Origin of the sequence: Kitasatospora sp. NBC_01302 (assembly GCF_035976515.1) — a bacterium.
GTDB lineage: Bacteria > Actinomycetota > Actinomycetes > Streptomycetales > Streptomycetaceae > Kitasatospora.
This window is the reverse complement of record NZ_CP108404.1, coordinates 6,467,020-6,489,242: the sequence shown is the minus strand read 5'-3', so window position 1 is coordinate 6,489,242 and position 22,223 is coordinate 6,467,020. Positions and strand designations below refer to the sequence as shown.

Annotated in this window: 15 protein-coding genes and 1 tRNA gene; 9 read left to right on the top strand and 7 right to left on the bottom strand. The window is 73.1% G+C overall.

The features are described from left to right. The first annotated feature begins 54 nt into the window (after window positions 1–54). Window positions 55–2,883: a penicillin acylase family protein gene (locus OG294_RS28465; protein ID WP_327069394.1), complete on the top strand. Its 2,829-nt coding sequence runs from the start codon at window positions 55–57 to the stop codon at window positions 2,881–2,883. 52 nt (window positions 2,884–2,935) lie between these two features. On the opposite strand, the gene OG294_RS28460 is transcribed toward OG294_RS28465, so the two are convergent. Further along, window positions 2,936–4,510, bottom strand: a complete 1,575-nt coding sequence (locus tag OG294_RS28460) for an MFS transporter (RefSeq protein WP_327069393.1) — start codon at window positions 4,508–4,510, stop codon at window positions 2,936–2,938. A gap of 200 nt (window positions 4,511–4,710) precedes the next feature. Between OG294_RS28460 and OG294_RS28455 the strand changes: the two genes are divergently transcribed. The 4 genes from OG294_RS28455 (at window position 4,711) to OG294_RS28440 (ending at window position 10,239) form a co-directional block, all read left to right on the top strand. Continuing rightward, on the top strand, window positions 4,711–5,763 hold the full coding sequence (locus OG294_RS28455) for a TetR/AcrR family transcriptional regulator C-terminal domain-containing protein (protein WP_327069392.1): 1,053 nt from the start codon (window positions 4,711–4,713) through the stop codon (window positions 5,761–5,763). 96 nt (window positions 5,764–5,859) lie between these two features. Further along, window positions 5,860–7,392 (top strand): MFS transporter, encoded by a 1,533-nt coding sequence (locus OG294_RS28450; protein WP_327069391.1) that lies wholly within the window; start codon window positions 5,860–5,862, stop codon window positions 7,390–7,392. Window positions 7,393–7,476: 84 nt separating this feature from the next. Further along, on the top strand, window positions 7,477–8,229 hold the full coding sequence (locus OG294_RS28445) for a TetR/AcrR family transcriptional regulator (RefSeq protein WP_327069390.1): 753 nt from the start codon (window positions 7,477–7,479) through the stop codon (window positions 8,227–8,229). A 174-nt stretch (window positions 8,230–8,403) separates the two neighbouring features. Next, entirely contained in the window at window positions 8,404–10,239 is a 1,836-nt protein-coding gene (locus OG294_RS28440; RefSeq protein ID WP_327069389.1) for a glycoside hydrolase family 15 protein, read from the top strand. 137 nt (window positions 10,240–10,376) lie between these two features. Here OG294_RS28440 and OG294_RS28435 read toward each other — a convergent pair. Further along, window positions 10,377–10,451 (bottom strand) — tRNA-Val (locus tag OG294_RS28435). Window positions 10,452–10,569: 118 nt separating this feature from the next. On the opposite strand from OG294_RS28435, the gene OG294_RS28430 reads away from it, so the two are divergent. Further along, a complete protein-coding gene (locus tag OG294_RS28430; RefSeq protein WP_442789236.1) occupies window positions 10,570–11,970 on the top strand; it encodes a hypothetical protein in 1,401 nt (466 codons plus the stop codon). Between the two features lie 193 nt (window positions 11,971–12,163). Further along, the gene (locus OG294_RS28425) at window positions 12,164–12,382 is read left to right on the top strand and encodes an FmdB family zinc ribbon protein (protein WP_327069387.1); all 219 of its coding nucleotides are present in this window, start codon (window positions 12,164–12,166) and stop codon (window positions 12,380–12,382) included. A 21-nt stretch (window positions 12,383–12,403) separates the two neighbouring features. Here OG294_RS28425 and OG294_RS28420 read toward each other — a convergent pair whose 3' ends face one another. The 3 genes from OG294_RS28420 to OG294_RS28410 are packed head-to-tail and all read right to left on the bottom strand — an operon-like array spanning window position 12,404 to window position 17,125. Further along, the gene (locus OG294_RS28420; protein ID WP_327069386.1) at window positions 12,404–13,360 is read right to left on the bottom strand and encodes an HAD family hydrolase; all 957 of its coding nucleotides are present in this window, start codon (window positions 13,358–13,360) and stop codon (window positions 12,404–12,406) included. Then, the gene (locus OG294_RS28415) at window positions 13,357–15,957 is read right to left on the bottom strand and encodes a phosphoribosyltransferase (protein WP_327069385.1); all 2,601 of its coding nucleotides are present in this window, start codon (window positions 15,955–15,957) and stop codon (window positions 13,357–13,359) included. Before OG294_RS28415 ends, OG294_RS28420 begins: the two co-directional genes overlap by 4 nt. A 34-nt stretch (window positions 15,958–15,991) precedes the next feature. Next, window positions 15,992–17,125 carry an HpcH/HpaI aldolase/citrate lyase family protein gene (locus OG294_RS28410; protein WP_327069384.1) on the bottom strand — a complete coding sequence of 378 codons (1,134 nt, stop codon included), beginning with the start codon at window positions 17,123–17,125 and terminating at the stop codon, window positions 15,992–15,994. Between the two features lie 489 nt (window positions 17,126–17,614). On the opposite strand from OG294_RS28410, the gene OG294_RS28405 reads away from it, so the two are divergent. After that, window positions 17,615–18,679, top strand: a complete 1,065-nt coding sequence (locus tag OG294_RS28405) for a TerD family protein (RefSeq protein WP_327069383.1) — start codon at window positions 17,615–17,617, stop codon at window positions 18,677–18,679. Window positions 18,680–18,707: 28 nt separating this feature from the next. On the opposite strand, the gene OG294_RS28400 is transcribed toward OG294_RS28405, so the two are convergent. Beyond that, complete coding sequence (locus OG294_RS28400; protein WP_442789235.1) at window positions 18,708–19,430, bottom strand: TerD family protein; 723 nt, start codon at window positions 19,428–19,430, stop codon at window positions 18,708–18,710. Between the two features lie 413 nt (window positions 19,431–19,843). Between OG294_RS28400 and OG294_RS28395 the strand changes: the two genes are divergently transcribed. Continuing rightward, window positions 19,844–20,971: a DUF2637 domain-containing protein gene (locus OG294_RS28395; RefSeq protein ID WP_327069382.1), complete on the top strand. Its 1,128-nt coding sequence runs from the start codon at window positions 19,844–19,846 to the stop codon at window positions 20,969–20,971. A 101-nt stretch (window positions 20,972–21,072) separates the two neighbouring features. Here OG294_RS28395 and OG294_RS28390 read toward each other — a convergent pair whose 3' ends face one another. Further along, entirely contained in the window at window positions 21,073–22,212 is a 1,140-nt protein-coding gene (locus OG294_RS28390; protein WP_327069381.1) for a DUF475 domain-containing protein, read from the bottom strand. Window positions 22,213–22,223: the final 11 nt, after the last annotated feature.

Below are 22,223 nucleotides of genomic sequence, written 5' to 3'. Positions count from 1 at the left end.
GGCCGGTAACCAACTTACGGTCAACTCCCCACCCCCCAGCGTGAGGAGTCGCCCATGACCCGTCACCGCTCCGGCCGTCCGGGCAAGCCCAGACGGCTCAGGTTCCCGGCCGCCGCCCTCGCGGCCCTGCTGGCCGGCGCTCTGCTGGCCGCCTCGCCGGGCGCGGCCTCGGCCGGCGCCCGTCCGGCCGCCGTGCCCGCCGCGGCGCCCGACTACTGCGGCGGCCAGTGCAACGACATCCTGCCGCCCGGCGAGAACGGCAACGCGACGCTGGCCGACATCATCGGCAACAAGCTCTTCGGCACCCGCCCGGCGCACACGGACGACCAGCTCGGTCCGTACGCCTCGCTCGCCTCCGCCTATCCCGGCCTCACCGACGCCCAGTTGGGCGACTTCTTCAACGACTCCTCGTTCGGCGTGCCGGCCGACCAGGTGGCCAGCAGCATCAGCCCGCGCCCGGACGTCACCATCGTGCGCGACAAGGCCACCGGGGTCCCGCACGTCACCGGCACCACGCGCTACGGCACCGAGTTCGGGGCGGGTTACGCCGCCGCGCAGGACCGGCTCTGGGTGATGGACCTGTTCCGCCACGTGGGCCGCGGCGAGCTGTCCGGCTTCGCGGGCGGCGCGGCGGCCAACCGCCAGCTGGAGCAGAGCTTCTGGCAGGCCGCGCCGTACACCGAGGACGAGCTGCAGCAGCAGATCGACGCCATCTCGCAGGAGGGCCCGCGCGCCCAGCAGGCGCTGGCCGACGCGCAGGCCTACATCGACGGCATCAACCAGTACATCACCCAGGCGTACAACAGCCGGACCTTCCCCGGCGAGTACGACCTGACCGGGCAGATCAACGCGATCACCAACGCCGGTTCGATCCAGCCGTTCAAGCTGACCGACCTGGTCGCCCTCGCCTCGGTGATCGGCGCGCTGTTCGGCTCCGGCGGCGGCGGACAGCTGCAGTCGGCCGAGGTCAAGCAGGCCGCCGAGGCGCGCTACGGCACGGCGGTCGGCGACCAGGTGTGGCAGTCGCTGCGCGAGGCCAACGACCCGGAGGCGGTCACCACGCTGCACGACGGGCAGTCGTTCCCCTACGCGCTGCCGCCCGCCGACCCGCAGGGCGTGGCGATGCCCGACCCCGGCTCGGTCGTCCCCGAGCAGCTGATCTACGACGCGACCGGCTCGGCCACCAGCAGCACCACCGCGGCCCCCGGCGTGCTGCCGGGCAACCTGCTGACCGCCAAGCACGGCATGTCGAACGCCCTGCTGGTCTCCGGCAAGGACACCGCCAGCGGACACCCGGTGGCCGTCTTCGGCCCGCAGACCGGCTACTTCGCGCCGCAGCTGCTGATGCTGGAGGAGTTGCAGGGCCCGGGGATCAGCGCGCGCGGCGCCGCCTTCGCCGGCCTGAGCTTCTACGTGGAGCTGGGCCGCGGCCAGGACTACGCCTGGAGCGCCACCTCGGCCGGCCAGGACATCACCGACACCTACGCCGTGCCGCTGTGCACCACCGACGGCTCGCCGGTCACCCTGGCCGCCCAGTCCTACCTCTACCACGGCGTCTGCACGCCCTTCGACAAGCTGGTGCAGCAGGACTCCTGGGCGCCGACCACCGCCGACTCCACGCCGGCCGGCTCCTACTCGCTGGTGATGTACAGATCCGACTACGGGCTGGTGACGGCCCGCGGCACGGTCGGCGGCAAGCCCGTCGCCTTCACCTCGCTGCGCTCCACCTACCAGCACGAGGCCGACTCGATCATCGGCTTCCAGATGCTCAACGACCCCGGCGCGGTGCACGATCCGGCGAGCTTCCAGCAGGCCGCCCAGAACATCAACTACGCCTTCAACTGGTTCTACGCCGACGACCAGCACATCGCCTACTACAACTCCGGCAGCAACCCCGTGCGTTCGCCGGTGGTCGACCCCGGCCTGCCGGTCATGGCCGAACCCGCCTACGAGTGGCAGGGGTTCGACCCCGCGACGAACACCGCGCAGTACACCCCGCCCGCCCAGCACCCGCAGTCGGTGGACCAGGACTACTACGTCTCCTGGAACAACAAACAGGCCCAGGACTACGGTTCGGCCGGCTACGGCAACGGACCGGTGTACCGGGCCAACCTGCTGGACTCGCGGGTGAAGGCGCTGGTGGCGGGCGGCAAGGTGACCCGCGCCTCGCTCACCCGGGCGATGGAGGACGCGGCGGTCACCGACCTGCGCGGTGAGGACGTGCTGCCCAAGCTGCTCCAGGTGATCGACAGCGCTCCGGTGACCGATCCGAACCTCGCCCCGGTGGTCGCCGAGCTGTCGGCCTGGCAGGCGGCCGGATCGAAGCGGACCGAGACCACCGCGGGCAGCCAGACCTACACCGACGCCGACGCCATCCGGATCATGGACGCCTGGTGGCCGCTGGTCGCCGACGGGGTGATGCACCCCGGGCTCGGCGACCAGCTGTTCAGCGCGCTGACCGGCGCGCTGCAGATCAACGAATCGCCCTCCGGCGGCCAGACCGGCCCGGTCGGCGGTGGTTCGGTGAGTGCCAACGAGTCGATCCCGCACAAGGGTTCGTCGTTCCAGTACGGCTGGTGGAGCTATCTGGACAAGGACCTGCGCTCGGTGCTCGGCGAGCCGGTGACCGATCCGCTGGCCCAGCCCTTCTGCGGCGGTGGCAGTCTGACGGCCTGTCGGACGGTGCTGCTCGACACCCTCCAGCAGGCGGCGGCCGAGACGCCGGCCCAGGTCTACCCCGGGGACAGCGACTGCGCGGCGGGCGACCAGTGGTGCGCCGACACCATCATCCAGCGTCCGCTGGGCGGGGTGACCGACGGCAAGATCAGCTGGCAGAACCGGCCGACCTACCAGCAGGTGGTGGAGTTCCCCTCGCACCGCTGACATGCCTGGTGGGGGTGCCGACTTCGGCACCCCCACCCGGTGTTCGTGCCGGTCAGTCCTGCTGGACCGGAGCCGGGGCGCCGACCCGCACCCCGCGCAGCAGCACCGCCGCGAGCACCGCGCCCAGCGCCATCAGCACCGCGGCACCGATCGCCGCACCCTGCATGCCACTGGTGAACGCCTGCCGGGCCGCCGCGAGCACCTCGTGCGAGAGCCCGCCCGGCAGCTGCCCGGCCACCACGTCGGCCCCGCCGAGCGAGTCGCGCACCGGGCCGAGCAGGTTGCCCGGCAGACCGGCCGGCAGCAGGCCGCGGATGTCCGAGCGGTAGAGCGCCGTGCCGATGCTGCCCAGCAGCGCCATCCCGAGCGCGCCGCCCAGCTCGGTGCCCGACTCCAGCAACCCGGCTGCCGCACCTGCCCGTTCGGCCGGCGCCGCGGCCATCACCACCTCGCTGACCTGCGACATCACGCCGACCGCACCGCAGGCGTAGAAACTGGCGGCGACCAGCAGCAGCCAGAGCGGCGAGTGGGGGGTCACCAGGGCCAGCAGGGCGAACCCGGGCAGCATCACGGCGAATCCACCCGCCACCACCGGGCCGGGCCCGAACCGCCGGCCGAGCGAGGCTGCCACCGGAGCCACCGCGCCGACCAGGAGGCTGGGCAGCACACTCCACAGCGCGGCCCGCAAAGTGCTCATGGCGAGCACCAGTTGGAGGTACTGGGTGAGGTAGATGGCCATCCCGACCAGCGCGAACATGGCCAGCACGTTCATCGCGACCGAGGCGGAGAAGGCCCGGCTGCGCACCAGCACCAGGTCGATCAGCGGGTAGGGGTGGTTGCGCTGACGGCGCACGAAGACCGCCCCGAGCACCGCGCCGACCAGGATCGCGACCGGCGGCAGCGGCTGGAACCCGTTGCGGGCCAGCTCCTTGACGCCGTAGACCAGCGACAGGATCGCGGCCAGCGAGAGCACGGCGCTCACCAGGTCGAAGCGGCCGTCCCGGCGGCGCGGCGTCTCGGGCACCAGGATCGGGCCGAGCACCAGCAGCAGCGCCATCGCCGGCAGGTTGATCAGGAAGACCGAGCCCCACCAGAAGTGCTCCAGCAGGATGCCGCTGAGCACCGGTCCGACCGCGACCCCACCGCTGGTCACCGCGGTCCAGGTGGCGATGGCCTTGCTGCGCTGCGCGGGGTCGGGGAACAGGTTGCGGATCAGGCCGAGGGTGGAGGGCATCAGGGTGGCGCCCGCCACGCCGAGCACGGCGCGGGCGCCGATCAGGGTGGCCGCGCCACCCGCGTAGGCCGCCAGGGTGGAGGCGGCGCCGAAGGCCAGGGCGCCGATCAGCAGCAGCCGGCGGCGGCCGATCCGGTCGCCGAGCGCGCCCATGGTGATCAGCAGACCGGAGAGCACGAAGCCGTAGATGTCGAAGATCCAGAGCTGCTGGGTGCTGCTCGGGTGCAGGTCCTGACTGATGAACGGCACGGCGAAGTAGAGCACCGAGACGTCCATCGAGACGAGCAGCAGCGGCAGCAGCAGGACCGCGAGCGCGATCCAGGCCCGACGGGTGGCGGCGGGTGCGGGTGCGGTGTCACCGACCGGGCGGGCCGGGCGTTCCTGGGTGTCCATCTGCTGTCCCCCTGGGCGGTCAGGTGCGGCGAGGAGCCGACGCGTACGACGTACGCGCTTGATGCGTACAGAGTACGCATAGTGCAGTGCACGGCGCAACGGTTGCCCTAGCGGGTTCAGCAGAGGGCAGCTTGGCCAGCACCAGTAGTGCACTAGTACACTCGACGGAGAAGGCAGCACGAATGGCGAGGAGAGAACCCATGGCCACCCCTGACGCACCGCCCTACCTGCGGATCGCCGCGGAGCTGCGGGGGCGGATCGCCGCCGGCACCCTGAAGCCCGGCGCGCGGGTGCCGTCCACCCGCGCGATCACCCAGGAGTGGGGCGTGGCGATGGCCACCGCCACCAAGGTGCTGGCGACCCTGCGCCAGGAGGGCCTGGTCCACTCCCGCCCCGGCGCGGGCACGGTGGTCGCCGACCCGCTGCCTGCGCAGCCGGCCGCCACCGTCGTGCCCGCCGCCGCACCCGAGCCCGCCGCCACGCCCGACGTCGCCCCCTCCCCCACGCCCACCACCGCACCCGCCCGCCCACGGCGACGGGAGGCGCGCGGCGGCGACCAGCAGCTGACCCGCGAGCGGATCATCCAGGCCGCCATCACCATCGCAGACGCCGAGGGCCTGGCCCCCGTGACCATGCGCCGGGTCGCCGCCGAACTCGGCGTCGCCCCCATGGCGTTGTACCGCCACGTGGCGAGCAAGGAGGAGCTGAGCGACCTGATGGCCGACACCGTGATCGGCCGCGTACCGCTCCCGCCCGCCGACCTCACCGGCTGGCGCCCCCGGCTGGCCGCGCTGGCCCACCTGCAGTGGTCGATCTTCCGCCGCCACCCCTGGCTGGCCGGCACGATCTCGCTCACCCGACCCACCCCCCTGCCCGCCGCACTGCGGCACGGCGAGTGGGTGCTCAGCAGCGTCCAGGGCTTCGGCCTCCCGCCGACCACCCGGCTCTACCTCCACATCACGATGTTCGCCTTCGTCCGCGGCATCGCCGTCAACCTGGAGGCCCAGGCCCGCGACCACGCGAACAGCACGCTGACCGACGAGGAGTGGATGCAGTCCCAGGAGGCCAACCTGGCGGCCACCTTCGGCAGCGGCCAGTACCCGGTCTTCGGCGCCCTGCTCGCCGAGCTGGACATCGAGACCGGGGAGGACGACTTCGACTTCGACCTCGACCAGCTCTTCGAGTTCGCACTGGCCCGGCTCCTCGACGGGCTCGCCCTGCTCCTCGAACCGCCGGCCGCCCGGGCGGACTGACGCGGCCCCACGGACTCCGGAAATCCGGTTGGCGCTCCACCGGCCCGTTCTTATACGCTGTAGAAGTCATATACGCCGTACAGGAGCGGAGCGGGCATGCCCCAGGTGGAGCGCAGGCAGGACCGGTGGGTGATCCTCGCGGTCATCTGCCTCGCACAACTCGTCGTGATTCTGGACAACACCATCCTCAACGTGGCGATCCCCTCCCTGACCGAGGAGTTGGGCGCGACCACGGCGCAGACCCAGTGGATCATCGGCGCCTACTCGCTCGCCCAGGCCGGCCTGCTGATCGCCGCCGGCGGGCTCGCCGACCGGTACGGCCGCAAGAAGGTGCAGCTGCTCGGACTCGCGCTGTTCGGGGTCGGCTCGCTCGGCGCGGCCCTGGCCGGCAGCCCCGGGCAGCTGATCGCCGCCCGCGCGGGCATGGGCGTCGGCGGCAGCCTGCTGCTGGCCACCAGCCTGGCCATCATCGTGCGCACCTTCGACGCCGAGGAGCAGCCCAAGGCCATCACCATCTGGAGCGCCATCGCCTCCCTCGGCTTCGCCCTCGGCCCGGTGCTCGGCGGCCTGCTGCTCAACCACTTCTGGTGGGGCTCGGTCTTCCTGGTCAACCTGCCAGTCGCGGCGCTGGGCCTGGTCGCCATCGCCAAGCTGGTGCCCGAGTCCAAGGACCCGCGCGGCGACTCCCCCGACCTGCTCGGCGCGGTGCTGTCCATCGCGGGTCTGGTCGGGGTGGTGTACGCGATCATCCAGGGCCCCGGCATCGGCTGGACCTCCCCGCGCACCCTGCTGCCCGCCGGCCTCGGCCTGCTCCTGCTGCTGCTCTTCGTGCTCTGGGAGCGCCGGGTCGAACACCCCCTGCTGGACCTCTCCTTCTTCCGCAACGCCCGCTTCCGGGGCGCGGTCTCCGGCGGCATCCTGGTCGCCTTCGGCCTGGGCGGCTCGCTCTTCCTGCTGACCGAGCACCTGCAGTTCGTGCTCGGCTACGGTCCGCTCGCCGCCGGCCTGCGCACCGCCCCGATGGCGCTGACCGTCGTCGCGCTCAACTTCACCGGCATCGGCATGCGACTGACCACGAAGCTCAAGCCGCCGTTCGCGATCGCCGGAGGCCTGGGCCTGCTGGCCGCCGGTCTGGCCGCGATCGCCGAGTTCGGCCGCAACGGCTCCTACCCGGGCATCCTGCTCGGCCTGGTGCTGATGGGCACCGGTGTCGCCTGCTCGCAGCCCACCATGGCCACCGCGGTGATGTCCTCGATCCCGCCGGAGAAGGCCGGCCTCGGCTCCGGCCTGATGGGCACGCTCAGCGAGCTGGGCAACTCGCTCGGTGTCGCGGTGCTCGGCGCGGTGCTCACCGCCGGCTTCGCCTCCTCGCTGCCCTCGGGGTTCCCGCACACGGCGGCCCGCTCGCTGCCGGACGCGCTCGCCGCCGCCGGCCCGGACGCCGGCCACCAGCACCAGGTCCGCAGCGCCTTCGCGGACAGCCTGACCAGCAGCCAGCTGATCGGCGCGGTGGCCGTCCTGCTCGGCGGACTCGTCGCCGCCTGGCTGCTCAGCCGGGCGGCCGGCCAGCCGCAGCTCACCGCCGAGCCCGAGTCGGCAGCTGCCGAGCCGCTCGCTCCGGCGGGCTGAGCAACCCGCTCGGCGGACGCCCCCTACCATCGCTGCATGGCCGCCGACCAGCGGTCATGCAGCGATGACCCCGAAGGACAGAGCATGGCCGACACGCCCCGCGACCCCGCTGTCAGCATCTGGGTGCGCCCGCCCAAGCGCGCCAAGCGCGGCAGCGCCCCCACCGGCCTGAGCCGGGACCGGATCGTGCACGCGACCGTGGCCCTGCTGGACGCCGCGGACGCGCAGAGCTTCTCCATGCGCCAGCTGGCGGCCGAGCTCGACGTCACGCCGATGTCGGTCTACTGGTACGTCGACAACAAGGACGAACTCCTCGAACTCGCCCTGGACCACGTGCTCGGCGAGACGCGCGCCGTGGCACTGGCCGAGTACGAGACCTGGCGCCAGCACCTGAGCGCCATGGCCCACGCCTACCGCGACTGCTTCCAGCGTCACCCCTGGGCCGCCCTGCTGGTCGGACAGTTCATCGCCCTGGGCCCCAACTCCCTGGCCTTCTCCACCAGCGGCGTCGAGGCGATCGTCCGCACCGGCCTGCCCAAGGACCAGTTCAGCGCCGCCCTCGGCCTGGTCTTCGAGTACACCTACGGCTTCGCGGTGCTCGACGCGCAGTGGACCCGCCGGGTCCGCCAGTCCGGCCTGAACGAGGACGAGTTCTACCAGCGCGTCCACGGCGTGGTCCAGCAGGTCGACCCCCGCTTCACGGAGAACGCCGACGTGGTCGAGTCCCAGCACGCCAACGGCTCCGGCGCCGCCCGCAACCACCGCTTCACCCAGGGCCTGGACCTCGCCCTGGCCGGCATCGAAGCCACCATCGCCGCGGCCCGCCCGAGGAGCTGACCGACCCGCCCTCGCATTCCGCCGGACGCCACCCCCGTTCCCCGCCCCGCCGGCCCAGCTGCACCACGCCCGTTCTCCCTGCCCGACGCCGAGCCCCCCTGGTTCCGGCCGGCGATCTAGCATGGGAGGAAGTCCTACTCTCCAGGCCCGCGCCGCAGCGGCAGGGAGGCCCGCATGGCGTTCGACACCGCTGGTTTCGAGCAGACGGACAGCAGCCGCTACATACCGATCTCCGAGCACGGCCTGATCGGCGATCTCCGTACGACCGCCCTGGTCGGCACGAACGGCACCATCGACTGGTACTGCTGCCCGCGCTTCGATGCGCCCAGCGTCTTCGGGGCCATCCTCGACGCCGAGCGGGGCGGGTCGTTCGAGCTGGCCGCCGAGGTCCCGACCCGCACCCGGCAGTTCTACTTCCCCGACACGAACGTGCTGATCACGCGCTTCTTCGCCGCGGACGGGGTGGCGGAGATCCAGGACTTCATGCCCGTGGTCGACGAGTCGCGCGAGGCGGCCCGGCACCGGCTGATCCGGCGAGTGGTCTGCGTCCGCGGAGCCCTCCCGTTCCGGGCACGGATCGCCCCGCGCTTCGGCTACGGCACCGAACCGCACACCACGCACCTCGAGGGCCACGCCGCGGTGTTCCGCTCCCCTTCACTGTCGCTCGCCCTGACCGCCACCGCACCCCTGGAGACCGACGGCCTGGACGTGTGGTCGCGCTTCAAGCTCCTCGAGGGCGAGTCCAACGTGTTCGCCCTCGACCAGGTCGACGACGAGGTCCCGACCCGGTCGTGCCCGCGGGCCGAGGCGCAGGAGCAGGCCGAGGCGACCGTGCGGTTCTGGCGCCACTGGCTGGCCGGTTCGCGCTACCACGGGCGCTGGCGGGAGATGGTGAACCGCTCCGCGCTGCTGCTGAAGCTGCTCACCTACGCGCCGACCGGTGCGATCGTCGCCGCACCGACCACCAGCCTGCCCGAGCAGATCGGCGGCGGGCGCAACTGGGACTACCGCTACGTCTGGGTCCGCGACGCCGCCTTCTGCGTCTACGCCATGCTGCGCCTCGGGTTCACCTCCGAGGCGGAGGCCTTCATGGGGTTCCTGTGCGAGCGCGGCCTCATGCGCGGCAACGGTGCGGCCGGCCCGCTGCAGATCATGTACGGCATCGACGGGCGCAGCGAGCTGCCCGAGTACGAGCTGCCGCACCTGGAAGGCCACCTCGGCTCCGCACCGGTCAGGGTCGGCAACGCCGCCACCGGCCAGCTCCAGCTGGACATCTACGGAGCCCTGATCGACTCGATCTACCTGTACGACAAGTGGGGACAGCCGATCAGCAGCGCCCGCTGGGACGAGGTCGGCACGATGGCGGACTGGCTCTGCGAGCACTGGGACCAGCCCGACGAGGGCATCTGGGAGACCCGCGCGGGCCGGCGCAACTTCGTGTACTCGCGGCTGATGTCCTGGGTGGCGCTCGAACGGGCGATGCGGATGGCGAACCACCGCGGCCTGCCGGCCGACCTGCCCCGCTGGCGGGAGTCCCGGGACGCGATCTACCGGCAGATCATGCAGCGCGGCTGGTCGACCGAGCGGGGCGCCTTCGTCCAGGCCCTGGACGACGGTGACCTGGACGCCTCGCTGCTGATGATGCCGATGGCCAAGTTCATCGCCCCCACCGACCCCAAGTGGCTCTCCACCCTGGACGCGCTCACCACGAACCTGGTCTCCGACTCGCTGGTCTACCGCTACGACCCCACCGCCAGCCCCGACGGCCTGCACGGCCCCGAGGGCACCTTCTCCATCTGCTCGTTCTGGTACGTCGAGGCGCTGGCCCGCGCAGGCCGGCTGGAGGAGGCCCGGCTCGCCTTCGAGAAGATGCTCACCTACGCCAACCACCTCGGCCTCTACGCCGAGGAGATCGGCCCGACCGGCGAACAACTCGGCAACTTCCCCCAGGCCTTCACCCACCTCTCCCTGATCAGCGCCGCCTTCAACCTCGACCGCGCCCTCGGCTGACCCGGATCGTTCCGACCTGCCTCACACGAGCGGTCACGGGAGTACGTGCACACCCGAAAGACGGGCCGAGCCCAGCCGTTGCCCTCAGTTGTCGAACGCACATGGCCCGGACCGTCATCGGTCCGGGCCATCGATGCTGGTGGGCGCAGACGGTTTCGAACCGCCGACATCTGCTTTGTAAGAGCAGCGCTCTACCGCTGAGCTATGCGCCCCCGCCGCCTGCTGGTCCCGGGTGGGGGCGTGCGGTGAAAGGTAAGAGTACCTGGTCCCGGGCGCGGCACGGTGCAGGGTGCGGGGCGGGGCTAGGGAGGTGGGGGGTGATCGGGGAGAATGAGGGGTCCAGTTCGGTGGAGCAGGGAGCACGCGGTGAGGGCGGGTAGCACGCGGGGGTACGCGGGGCGGGTCGCGGCGGAGCTGCTGGTGGTGCCCGTGGCGATGGCCGGGGTCCTCGTGGCGGTGGCCGGGTCGTTCTCCGGGCCGGGGGCCGGCGGTGGGCGGTCCTGGTGGCGGCGTGGCGAGGACGGGCAGCGGGCGGCGGCGGTGGCCGCGCGGGACGCGGCGCAGGAGGCGTTCTACGAGCTGGACTCCGCGCAGCGCGAGGTGGAGCTCGCCGTCGAGACGGTGCGGGCCGCCGAGGAGGGTGCGTCGGTGCGCCAGGTCCTCGCCGACTTCCAGGATCTGAGTGCCCGGATCAACCAGGTCACCATGGCGTACCTGGCGGCGTTGGACTCGATCGATCTGGAGGCCGTGGAACTCGCGTCGGGGGCGGTTGCCCAGGCCAGGCAGCGGCTGGAGCAGGCCCAGCGCGAGCTGGCGGCCAAGCAGACCGAGTTGGCCGACTTCCTGCAGCGGCTGCAGCCGCTGGTGCAGCACGCGGAGGCGCAGCTGGTGCGGGTGGTGCCGGCGGTCGAGCAGGCCAAGCAGGCGCTGCTGGCGGCCGGCGGCGGGCTGGAGGCGGTGCGGGCGGCGGGCCTGGGGGCGGACGATCTGGCGGCCCGGCTGGCCGAGCTGCGGCCGGAGCTGACCAAGCTCAACGAGGGTGCGGCCCGGCACGGCGTGACGGACACGCTGCGACGGGCCGAGGACGTACGCCTGCGGGCGACCACGATTCTGGCGGACGCCGAGCAGCGGCCGGAGCGGGCCCGCGAGGTCGACCGCCGGGTGGCGAGCCTGCGGACCCGGGTGCAGGCGCTGGAGACCAAGGCCGGCACGGTCGAGCCGACGCTCAGCGAACTGCGCCGGCGGTTCTCCGCGGAGTGCTGGCAGGACCTGCAGCGGGTGCCGCAGCAGGTCGCGGAGGCGGGCCGGGCGGCGCAGTCCAGGCTCGCGGAGGCGGCCCGGGCTCGCGACGAGCAGCGGTGGGCGGACGCGGCGTCGGTGCTCGGGACGGTGCGGGCGCTGCTGGAGACGGCCGACGGCTCGGTGGCCGCGGTGGCCGACCGACTGCGGCGGCTGAACGCGGCGGAGCGTGATCCGCAGGCGGAGGTGGAGCGTGCGCGCTTCGCGCTGCGGGACGCGCAGCGGCTGGCCATGGCCGGACGCCAGGCGCCCGATCCGCGCCACGCGGGACCGCTGGACGCGGCGGTGGGGCGGCTGGACCGGGCGGTCGCCGCGTTGTCGGCGGCCGGACGGCACCCGGACTACTGGCGCTTCCTCACCGAGCTGGACGGCGTGCGCGCGACGGCGGCCGAGGTGGTGGGGCTGATCCGCGGCCAGTTGGGCCAGCAGTAGCGAGCCGGAGCCGGAACCACCGCGCACCGCAGAAGCCGCAAAGTCTGCAAGACCCGCACGACCCGCAAGCAGCGAGCAGCGAGCAGCGAACCGCACGCCGCTCCGGCCCGGACGCGCGGGCCCCGCGCAGCGGCCCCGCACCGCAATCGACCGCTGCCGGAGTGAGTCCGCCCCGGCCGGGTACGCTGCGGGCATGCCACGCTACGACTTCCGCTGCCGTTCCTGCGGTGCGACCTTCGAACTGCGCCGCGCCATGGCCCAGGCCAACGACCCGGCGACCTGCCCGCAGGGGCACGCCGACACCGTGAAGCTGCTCTCCACCGTCGCCGTGACCGGCGCGGGCGGCGGCAGCGCCCCGCAGCCGCCCGCCGGCGGTGGCGGTGGCTGCTGCGGTGGGGGCTGCTGCGGCTAGCCAGTGCCCGGCGGACAGGCCCTAACCGTCGGTGGCCTGGCCGTTCAGCTGCCGGACGCGGGTGAGCAGCGCGCTCAGGATCTGCTCGCCCGCGAGCGCGCCGCGCTGCTCCAGCGCCGTCACCCGCGGGCCGGTCCAGCCCCGCTCGGCCAGTTCGCCGTGGCCGGGGCGCCAGGCGTGGTCGGCGGCGAGCAGCAGGTCGGCATCGAGCAGCGAGTCCCCGGCCGCCAGCACCGTGGCCCGGCCGCCCTGGCGGCGGACCACCTCCGCGACCGCGGCGCTCTTGGTCAGCACGCGGGGGACGGCGTAGAGCTTGCGGCCCTGGAGCGAGACGGTCCAGCCCCGCTCCGCGCACCAGGCGGTCAGCTCGTCGAGCCAGGCGGCGGGCAGCCGCTCACGATCCACGATCGCGTAGACGAACAAGCCCTCGGCCACCCGCTGCCGCAGCAGCCAGCCACCCTCAGCACCACCGCCACCACCGCTGCCGCCACAGCCGGCGCCGCCCGCAGCGCCGCGACCCGCCAGCCGCTCGGCCACCTCCGGCAGCGGCGCGGCGTGTGCGGCGAGCCGCTGCGCCACGACGGCCGCCCAGTCCTGGTCCGGCTCGCCCGCGACCAGCAGCCGGCCCCCGTTGGCACAGATCGCGTACGGCGGACGCCAGTCGGCCCCGTCACCACCGCCCGCCGGGCCGAAGCCACCAGCACCCGCCGGGCCGGGCAGCCGGATCCGCCGGTACTGCTCGACGGTGCGGGTGGTGGCCGGGACGAACACCGCCTCCCGGGCCAGCTCGGCCAGCAACTGGGCAGCCCGCTCGGTGAGATGGCTCAGCGGAGCGCCCTCACCGTCGCGCTCGACCAGCCGCAGCCGCACCGGCGAGCCGGGCGGCAGTTCGGCCGACCGCAGCGAGTAGATCAGCGTGCGGTCCAGATCGCTCGCCACCATCACGGCCGACGCCGAGCGACTCTGACGCTCCGTCATACCGCGTGCCCCGTCGGCCCGGTCGCACCCCGGCTGAACTGCGGGTGGATCAGTCCCACGCACGAGTACGGCAACTCGTCCACCTCCTCCACCGGCACGCCGCGCTGCGCGGCCAGCAGCCGGACGTGGTCCAGATCCGCCCCCGCGCCCCGGCGGGCCAGGATCCGCCACGGCACCCGGCGCAGCAGGACCCGAGTGGTCTCGCCCACGCCGGGCTTGACCAGGTTGAGGCTGCCGATCCCGTACTCGGCGCTGATCCGCTCCACCGCGGCCCAGCCCGTCCAGGTCGGCGCCCGGTCGGCGTCGGCCGGCGGCTCGGCGGCGGCCACCTCCGCGCGGACCTCGGGGAACCACTCGGTCACCGTGTCCAGGAAGGCGCGCGAGACGTCCGCGGGCGCCAACTCCTGGTAGTACTTGGCGCCGTGGAAGTCGCCGGGCCCGATCAGGTCCCGCCGCAGCACGGTGCGCGAAATCAGGCCGGAGACCGTCGAGTTGAGGCAGGCGGACGGGATCAGGAAGTCCTCCCGGGTGCCGAAGGTCCGCACGCAGCGGCCGGGGTCGGCGAGCACCGCGAGGTCGGGGTCGAACGGGGTGCCGGCCAGCGCCTCGGACAGCTCCCGGGTGATCGCACCCTTCCCGGTCCAGCCGTCCACGAAGACGACCTGACGCGGATCATGACGCTCCGCCAGATAGCGCAGCGCGACCGGATCGACGCCCCGGCCACGGATGATCGAGACGGCGTAGTGCGGCGCGTCGATCCGGTGCTCGGCGGCCAGCCAGCGGCGGATCAGGATGCCGACGGGGGTCCCGGCCCGGGCCAGCGAGGCCAGCACCAGGTCCCGGCCGCGCTCACGGACCAGCATCTCCGCGACGGTGCCGACGGCCAGCGCGATCCGCCGGGCCGAGCCGCGCAGCGCCTGCTGGAACAGCTCCAGGTACTCGGGGCCCGGGTGGTACTCCACCGGCAGCGACTCCGCGTAGTGGGCGCCGCCGGACTGCACGGCCTCCTCCCGCTCCTCGGTGGGCGCCTCCAGCGCGACAGCGGACAGATCGGTCAGCAGCCAGCCCACCTCCTCGGCCGCGTAGGAGGAGAAGGCCGGACCACGCAGCGGGACCGGCAACGGCGCGGGCGGCGCACTCGCAGGCACCGGCGCAGACAACGCACCCGCAGGCACCGGCGCGAGCAGCGCCCCCACCGGCGGCGCGGCGGCAGCGCCGGGGTGCCAGACCGGCAGCACCACCAGCACCACCCGGTCCGTCACCGCCCGCAGCTGGTCCAACAGCCCGCCCGCCGAGCGCAGTTCGGGCGTGTCGGAGACGGCGTCGACGACCAGCACGACCGTCTCGAACCGCCGCGCCGCCTCCCGCCCCGGCGCCACGTTGTACGCGAACCGCGTGCCGCCACCCTCCTGCGGCGCACCGTGCGCGGGAAAGGCCAGCCCGCTCCGGATCGCGTAGCCGGGGTCGTCCACCACGAGGACCGGCGAGCGCGTGGTCGTCGAGAAGCGGACCGAGCAGCCCACCGACGCGCCCGCGCCCTCCAGCGCCGCCTCCAGCGCGTGCGCCAGCCGCAGCGGCGCGTAGCTCAACTCTTCGCAGCCCAGCACCAGGACCCGCCGCTCACTGCCGCGCAGTTCCTTGGCCAGCCGCTCCCCCAGATCGGGCAGCGCCGCCTCCAGCGCCCGGCGCTGCGCGGGCCGGAATCCGTGCCGCCCGCCCTCGGGCACCTCGGCCGGCCACGGCAGCTCGGCCCGCACCAGCTCACCGCGCGCCGCCCGGCCGGCTCCCGCCTCACCCGCCCCGCCCGGCACGTGCCCCGCCCCACTCGCCGCGGATCCCCCGTCCGCGGCCAATGCCGCCACCAGCTCCCGCCCCCGCGCATTCGCATCCGCCGGCAGTCGCACCCGCCCCTGGGCCAGCGCCACCACCTCGACGCTCGCACCCAACTCGGCTGCGAACGCGGCCAGTCGGGCCCGGTCGGTGTCACCGCGCAGGTCGACCAGCGCGGCCAGCAGGTACCGCCGACGCGGCCAAATCCGGTGCAGCGCCTCGATCGTGTTCAACACCGTCTGCCCGGTCGACAGTTCGTCGTCCACCAGGACCAACGGCCCGTCACCCGCGAGCAGTTCCGGATGGTCGGGCAGCAACAGGTGCGAGGTGGCGTGCGAGTGCACCTCCTCGAAGCCGGCCGCCGGCACCATCCAGGCCACCGGCCGCCGGGTGGAGTGCAGATAGCACGCGTCCAGCTCGTCGGCCACGCAGTGGCCGAGCCCGGTCGCGGTCTCGGCGAAGCCCAGCACCGTCACCGGCTCCGCCGGGCCCACCCCGTCGCCCAGCCCCTCGCCCGCCCCGCCGTCGCCCAGCCGCTCGCGCACCGCCGCGCCCAGCCGCCGTCCGGCGCCGAGCACCAGCCCGGGCCGCTGCGGCACGTGCTTGCCGAGCACCTGCGAGACCAGCAGCTGCGCCCGCTTCGGATTGTCCCGGACCGCGAGCCCGAGCAGCTCGGTCAGCTCGGGATCCCCCACCAGCTCCATGCCCAGCCGCTCGGTGACCCAGTCCCCGGACCACACCGCACCGTCACACACGCCAGCACCCATCCGATCAGCACCCACCCCTCCGGCACCCACGCGATCAACGCCCACCACGAACCTCCGCATCCCGGCAGGCCGCGAACAGCTCCGCGAACCCGACCCCCGCCCGTGCCACCCCGAACAGCTCAGCGCGCCCCAACACCCGCTCCGCCCAGGCGCGGTGCGGCTTGACCTCGTTCATCTTGTTGGCGTACGCCGAACCCACCACGCCCCCGCCGCGCTCCGCCGCGCTGCCGAGCACGTCCCGCGCGTCGCAGTACTCCTCGTGTCCGACCACCAGGCCGGCGTGCACCGCCGGCACCTGGCTCGGGTGCACGCAGGTCTTGCCCAGCAGCCCGTTGACCCGGTCGAGTGCGATTTCGCGCAGCAGGCCGGTCAGCTCCGCCCCGCTGCGCCCGAGCGGGAAGTACTCCCAGACCGGCCCGGTCACGGTGAATCCGCTGCCGTCCGCCCGGCCGAGCACGTTGACCACGTCCCCGATCACGCCGGCCACCAGGGCCAGGTCGTAGGCCGTCGACTCGGGCGACCGGCGCAGCCCGTAAGCCGCGCACAGGTCGGTCACACCGAGCCGAACGGCCAGCACCCGGTCCCGGTACTTCGCCAAGAGCGCAGCTATGCCGAGCAGTTCCAGGCGGCGGTGCTCCAGGTGGGCGAGTTCCGGCGACTCCAGCACCGGCATGGCGAACATCCGCTGTCCGCAGGCGAGTTCGGCGTCCGCCACGGCGTCCAGATAGCGCGCGCCGTTCTCCTCGGTGAACTTGGGCAGCACGAAGCCGCTCAGCAGCCGGGCCGCCGGGCCCAGCCGACCCACCAGCACCCCGATCTGCTCAGGGACCCGGACCCGCACAAAGAGCAGCGGCAACCCGACCGGCCCCGGACCGGCCGCGCCGACCGGCTCCGCCAGCGCGCGCAGCCCGTCGACCAGGTTCGCCTCGGCGGCGGTCACCTCGCCGTCGGCGATGGCGTCCTCCAGGCAGAGCACCATCGAGGTCACCCCGCGGGCCGCCTGCCTGCGCACATCGCTCACCAGCGTGCCGCGGGTGGCGGGCAGATAGAGGGTGGCGCCCAGCGCGGTGGCCAGCGTCGCCGCCGGGGCATGCCGGTCGAACGCCGCCGGCTCGACCAGGAAGAGCCGACGGCGGACGTCCACGCCGAGGTGGCCGAAATGGCGCAAAATGCACTCCCAGGAGCGTCGCGACGAACGGGCGGAGCGGAACGGAGAAGTCAGCGGACCGACCGGGTGAAGCAGGCGAGGGCGCGGACCGCGGACCGGACGAGCGGCTCGGCGCGGGCGGAACCGACTGCTTTCGCCACGAACCAGAGCGCCCGGCGAACCGTCGGCACCGCGGACCGAAAGCGTCGAATCCGCAGCTCGCACCCCCTTCGGCCGCCATCGTACGGTCCACGGCGAGACCTGGCGGCGGCAGGGAACATGGAATTCGCTGAACATTCTCCGCCCGCCCCGAACCACCGCAAAGCCAGACCGGAAGACCAGAGCGAAAGAAGCGGAAGAACACGATCATCGGATTGGCGCCCATAAATTGCTTGCTCAATTGCGCAAGTTTTCAGCCAGCACAATCCGCCGCACCACCCGGCAGCACGCCGCGGACCCTCCCGCACCCACGTTGTCCGCAGCGGTGCCCAGCAGGCAGGATGGACAGCTATGACGCACGTGATGGCGAAGGGCGCCAACATCTCGCTGACCGCGACCGCGGTCCGCGCCGTGCTGCGCTGGAGCGCGGCACCGGGGACCCCGGACCTGGACGCCTCCGCGCTGCTGCTCGGCGCCGCCGGCAAGGTCCGCTCCGATGCCGACTTCGTCTTCTACAACCAGCCGCGGCATCCTTCGGGCACGGTGCGTCACCTGCCCAAGCACCAGAGCCCGGGCGGTGAGGAGATCACCGACGCCATCGAGGTCGACCTCGGGAAGCTGCCGGCCGAGGTCCACCGGGTGGTGCTGGCCGGCTCGGTCGAGGGCGGCGACTTCCGCGCCGTCCGCGGGCTGCGGGTGCTGCTCCACGACGCGGCCGCGCCCGGCGCCGAGCCGCTGGCCGAGTTCCCGGTCAACGAGACCGAGCCGGTCTCGGCCCTGGTCTGCGCCGAGCTCTACCGGCGGGACGGCGGCTGGAAGTTCCGCGCGGTCGGTCAGGGCTACGCCTCCGGCCTCGGCGGTCTCGCCACCGACTTCGGGATCGCGGTCGAGGAGGACGCCGCTCCCACCGCCACCGCCCGGCCCGAGCCGGCGCCCCCGGCACAGCACCCCGCCGCGCCCTCGGCGCGGCCCGCTCCGCGCACCGAGGAGCCCGGCACCTACACGCTCGCCCCGGCCGTCCCGTCCCCCGCCGCCGGCATCCCGGCCGTCCCGTCCCCGGCCGCCGGCGCCCCGACGCCCCCGCCGCCCGCCGCCGCGCCCGTCACCGCCACTGCGCCCGCGCCCACCAGCGCGCCCGGGTACGGCTACCCGCAGCAGCCGCCGACCGCCCCCGCCTACCCGCCGGCTCCGCCGCACCAGCCCAGCTACGGCTACCCGCAGCAGCAGCCCCCCTACGGCTACCCCCAGCAGCCGGCCCCCGCCCCGGCGCCCGCCCCCACGTACGGCTACCCCCAGCAACCGCCGCCCTACGGCTACCCGCAGCAGCCCCCAGCGCCCCTGCCGTCCCAGCCCACCCAGGTGCTCGACCCGGACTTCGCCCTGCCCCCGCAGGGCCCCCAGTTCCAGCCCCGCTGACCCCGCCCCGCAAGGGCGCGGACCCCGGCTACTCCTCCTTGTACCCCCGCTGCCAGTCCATCCCGAACCCGTACAGCCGGTCCAGGTCCGACTGGAACCCGTGCACGTACCGCACCTCGCGACGGACCATCAGCTCCCCGTCCCGGTTCTCGATCAGCACCACCGCGCACGAACGGGCCGCCGCCGCCCGCTCGTCCAGGTTGATCTCCAGCCGCGGCCCGCTCGGCGGCACGATCTGGATCTGCGCGTGCGTCTGGTCGAAGGCCGGCGTGCCGTCGTAGATGTAGACGAAGATCAGCAGCCGCTTGAACTGGTCCTTCTTCTCCAGGTTGATGTACATCGTCTCGCCGGACGGCGCCCCGTACTGGTCGTCGCCGCTCAGCTTGATGTAGGGCGGATGCTGCAGGTCCCCGAAGAACTTCCCGAGCGGCTGGACCACGCCCCGGGTCCCGTCGGTGAGTTCGTACATGCAGGCGAGGTCGAGGTCGACGTTCTCGGCGCCGCCCTGGGTGGTCTCGGTCTGGGACGGGCGCAGCAGCCGGGGCTGGAGCAGCTTGCGGCGCAGCGCGCCCTGCGAGCCGGAGACCAGACGGGCGGTCCAGTGCAGGTTGACGTAGAGGGTGCCGGTGGTCGCCCCGGAGGTGGTGATCGAGTGCTGCGGCCGGGACTTGGTGAGCGTCACCTTCCCCACCTGCCCCATCATGTCGGGCAGGTTCCGCTCGCCGCGCAGGTACTCCCAGATCGTGGCCATCCCGACCGCCCCCAGCCCAGAGGTGTCGCCGTCCGGCTCCGGCGCCGGACAGCTGACGAGTCATTGTGCACTGCGGTCCATACCCAGCAGCGGCTCTGAGCCACCGTCGGTTTCGAACACGACACCGGCTGTCCGGTCCGCCGCCGGCTCTGCCACCCGAGCGGCGGATAGCAGCACGATCGTGACTCCCGTACCATGCCGCCCCGCCAGACGCGATATCGTCTAGCCGCACAGGTGTCCCCGTCACCCGCGCGAGCTCGACACGGCCTGGCCCCACCCGTCCCGTCAGCGCGTTCCTGCGTGCACGACGGACCATCAGGGCGGGTGCTCGCTCTGGGAACTGACGCCGTTCCGGCCATCGCCGGGGACCGTCCACTCCCACCCGACCGCGGAAAGCAGAGGCCAACGCCGCAATGTCATTCTCGTCCACACAGCTGGCCTGGGTCGTCGTCGGCGGCGCGGCCCTGCTCGTCATAGCCGTCCTGACGGCCACGCTGCGCTTCAAGAGTGCCAAGACCCAGGAGAACGGGGACTCCTGGGAGCGCAGCGAGGAGCGCCGCCGCCGCAAGGAGATGGTGTACGGGATCTCCTCCTACGTGCTGCTCTTCTGCTGCGCCGGCGTCGCGGCCGCGCTCTCCTTCCACGGCCTGGTCGGCTTCGGCACCCAGAACCTGGGCTTGTCGGGCGGCTGGGAGTACCTCGTCCCGTTCGGCCTGGACGGCGCCGCGATGTTCTGCTCGGTGCTCGCCGTGCGCGAGGCCAGCCACGGTGACGCGGCGCTCGGCTCCCGCCTGCTGGTCTGGCTCTTCGCCTTCGCCTCGGCCTGGTTCAACTGGGTGCACGCGCCGCGCGGCGGCGACCACGCCGGTGCCCCGCAGTTCTTCTCCGGCATGTCGATCTCGGCCGCCGTGCTCTTCGACCGCGCGCTCAAGCAGACCCGCCGGGCGGCGCTGCGCGAGCAGGGCCTGATACCGCGTCCGCTGCCGCAGATCCGCATCGTGCGCTGGCTGCGCGCCCCGCGCGAGACCTACGCCGCCTGGTCGCTGATGCTGCTGGAGAACGTCCGCAGCCTGGACGAGGCGGTCGAGGAGGTCCGCGAGGAGCGGCAGGCGAAGCTGGACGCCAAGGTGCAGGCACGCAGTGCGGACCGCCGCGAGCGGGCCGAGCTGAAGGCGATCTCCCGGGGCGGTGTGCTGGCCCGCACCCGCGGCGGGCGCCAGGTGCCCGCGCTGACCGCCGGCGCCGGCGACGGCCAGCCCGCTTCGGAGCCTGCCCTAGCCGAAGCCGCCCTCACCGACCACGCCGTGACCGAAGGCGCACCGGCCGGCTCCGACGCCACCCGCAGCACCCTCGGCCGGTCCGCACTGGAGCCCGCCGCGCTCTCCGCCTCCCCGCGCCGCACGGCCGTCGGCGGCAGCCGCAGCGCCTCCGACAGCATCGACCTGACGGCCGAGGACGACACCCTCGCGCTGCCCAAGCTCGACTCCCCCTTCGACTCCCTGGAGCGCAAGCTGCGCGCCATGGAGAAGCGCCTGGGCTGAACCCCCGGCGGGCGGCACGGACAGGCCGCCGCCCCGGGAACGACGGGAAGGGCCCTGCTCGTGCGAGCAGGGCCCTTCCCGTCGGTGGCGGCGACCGGCGGTCAGCGCTTGCCGACCGCCGTCGGCTCCGGTTCGGCCACCGACTCCAGCGCAGCGGTGCGCCGGTTGCGCAGCATCGAGGAGGCGAGGGCGGCGCCGATGAAGGCCACGCCGATCAGCCCGGTGACGATCTCCGGGATCTTGTACTCGATCGAGATCAGCAGGATCGCCGCCAGCGCGCCGATCGCGTAGTGGGCGCCGTGCTCCAGGTAGACGTAGTCGTCCAGGGTCCCCTTGCGGACCAGGAAGACGGTCAGCGAGCGGATGTACATCGCCCCGATGCCCAGGCCCAGGGTGATCTGGAAGATGTCGTTGGAGATCGCGAAGGCGCCGACGACCCCGTCGAAGGAGAACGAGGCGTCCAGCACCTCCAGGTACAGGAAGAGGAAGAACGCGGCCTTGCCGGCCACCTGGACCAGCGACTTGCCGGGCTTCGCGGCGGCACCGGCCCCGGCGGCACCCTCCTCCTCGGCCTCCTCGTCACTCTCCTCGGCAGCCTCCATGTTCGACTCGAAGACACCCGAGAGCCCGTTGACCGCGAGGTAGGTCGCCAGCCCCAGCAGCCCCGCCAGCAGGACCGTTTCCGCGTGCCCCGCCGCGAAGAAGCGGGCCGCCAGCGCCAGCGCGACCAGTGCGATCACCGAGGAGAGCGCCTCCAGCCGGCCGATCCGCTCCAGCGGGCGCTCGATCCAGCGCAGCCAGTGGTAGTCCTTCTCCTCGAGGATGAAGTCGAGGAAGATCATCAGCAGGAAGGTCCCGCCGAACGCGGCGATCGCGGGATTGGCCGCTTCCAGATGCTGGGCGTAGGTCAGACCGTGGTACGTGTGGCCGGAGTTGAGCGCGAGGTCGATCACCGTGCTCGGGCCGATGTGCGCGGTCAGGCCTACGACCAGCAGCGGGAAGAGCAGCCGCATGCCGAAGACGGCGATCAGCACGCCCACCGTCAGGAAGATCTTCTGCCAGAACGGAGTCATCCGCTTCAGCACTGTGGCGTTGACCACGGCGTTGTCGAACGAGAGTGAGATCTCCAGGACCGCGAGGATCAGCACCACGCCGAAACCCTCGGCGCCCCAGATCAGCCCGGCCGCGATCAGCCCGGCGACCGTGGTCGCGAAGGACCATCCGAAAGTGCGGAGGAACACGGTATTACTAC

Excerpts from the sequence above, each read along its gene's own strand:
- OG294_RS28465 (WP_327069394.1), top strand. The coding sequence starts at position 55 with ATGACCCGTCACCGCTCCGGCCGTCCGGGCAAGCCCAGACGGCTCAGG.
- OG294_RS28450 (WP_327069391.1), top strand. The coding sequence starts at position 5,860 with ATGCCCCAGGTGGAGCGCAGGCAGGACCGGTGGGTGATCCTCGCGGTC.
- OG294_RS28440 (WP_327069389.1), top strand. The coding sequence starts at position 8,404 with ATGGCGTTCGACACCGCTGGTTTCGAGCAGACGGACAGCAGCCGCTAC.
- OG294_RS28460 (WP_327069393.1), bottom strand. The coding sequence starts at position 4,510 with ATGGACACCCAGGAACGCCCGGCCCGCCCGGTCGGTGACACCGCACCC.
- OG294_RS28400 (WP_442789235.1), bottom strand. The coding sequence starts at position 19,430 with ATGGCCACGATCTGGGAGTACCTGCGCGGCGAGCGGAACCTGCCCGAC.
- OG294_RS28445 (WP_327069390.1), top strand. The coding sequence starts at position 7,477 with ATGGCCGACACGCCCCGCGACCCCGCTGTCAGCATCTGGGTGCGCCCG.
- OG294_RS28405 (WP_327069383.1), top strand. The coding sequence starts at position 17,615 with ATGACGCACGTGATGGCGAAGGGCGCCAACATCTCGCTGACCGCGACC.
- OG294_RS28455 (WP_327069392.1), top strand. The coding sequence starts at position 4,711 with ATGGCCACCCCTGACGCACCGCCCTACCTGCGGATCGCCGCGGAGCTG.
- OG294_RS28395 (WP_327069382.1), top strand. The coding sequence starts at position 19,844 with ATGTCATTCTCGTCCACACAGCTGGCCTGGGTCGTCGTCGGCGGCGCG.
- OG294_RS28430 (WP_442789236.1), top strand. The coding sequence starts at position 10,570 with ATGAGGGGTCCAGTTCGGTGGAGCAGGGAGCACGCGGTGAGGGCGGGT.
- OG294_RS28420 (WP_327069386.1), bottom strand. The coding sequence starts at position 13,360 with ATGACGGAGCGTCAGAGTCGCTCGGCGTCGGCCGTGATGGTGGCGAGC.
- OG294_RS28415 (WP_327069385.1), bottom strand. The coding sequence starts at position 15,957 with ATGGGTGCTGGCGTGTGTGACGGTGCGGTGTGGTCCGGGGACTGGGTC.
- OG294_RS28425 (WP_327069387.1), top strand. The coding sequence starts at position 12,164 with ATGCCACGCTACGACTTCCGCTGCCGTTCCTGCGGTGCGACCTTCGAA.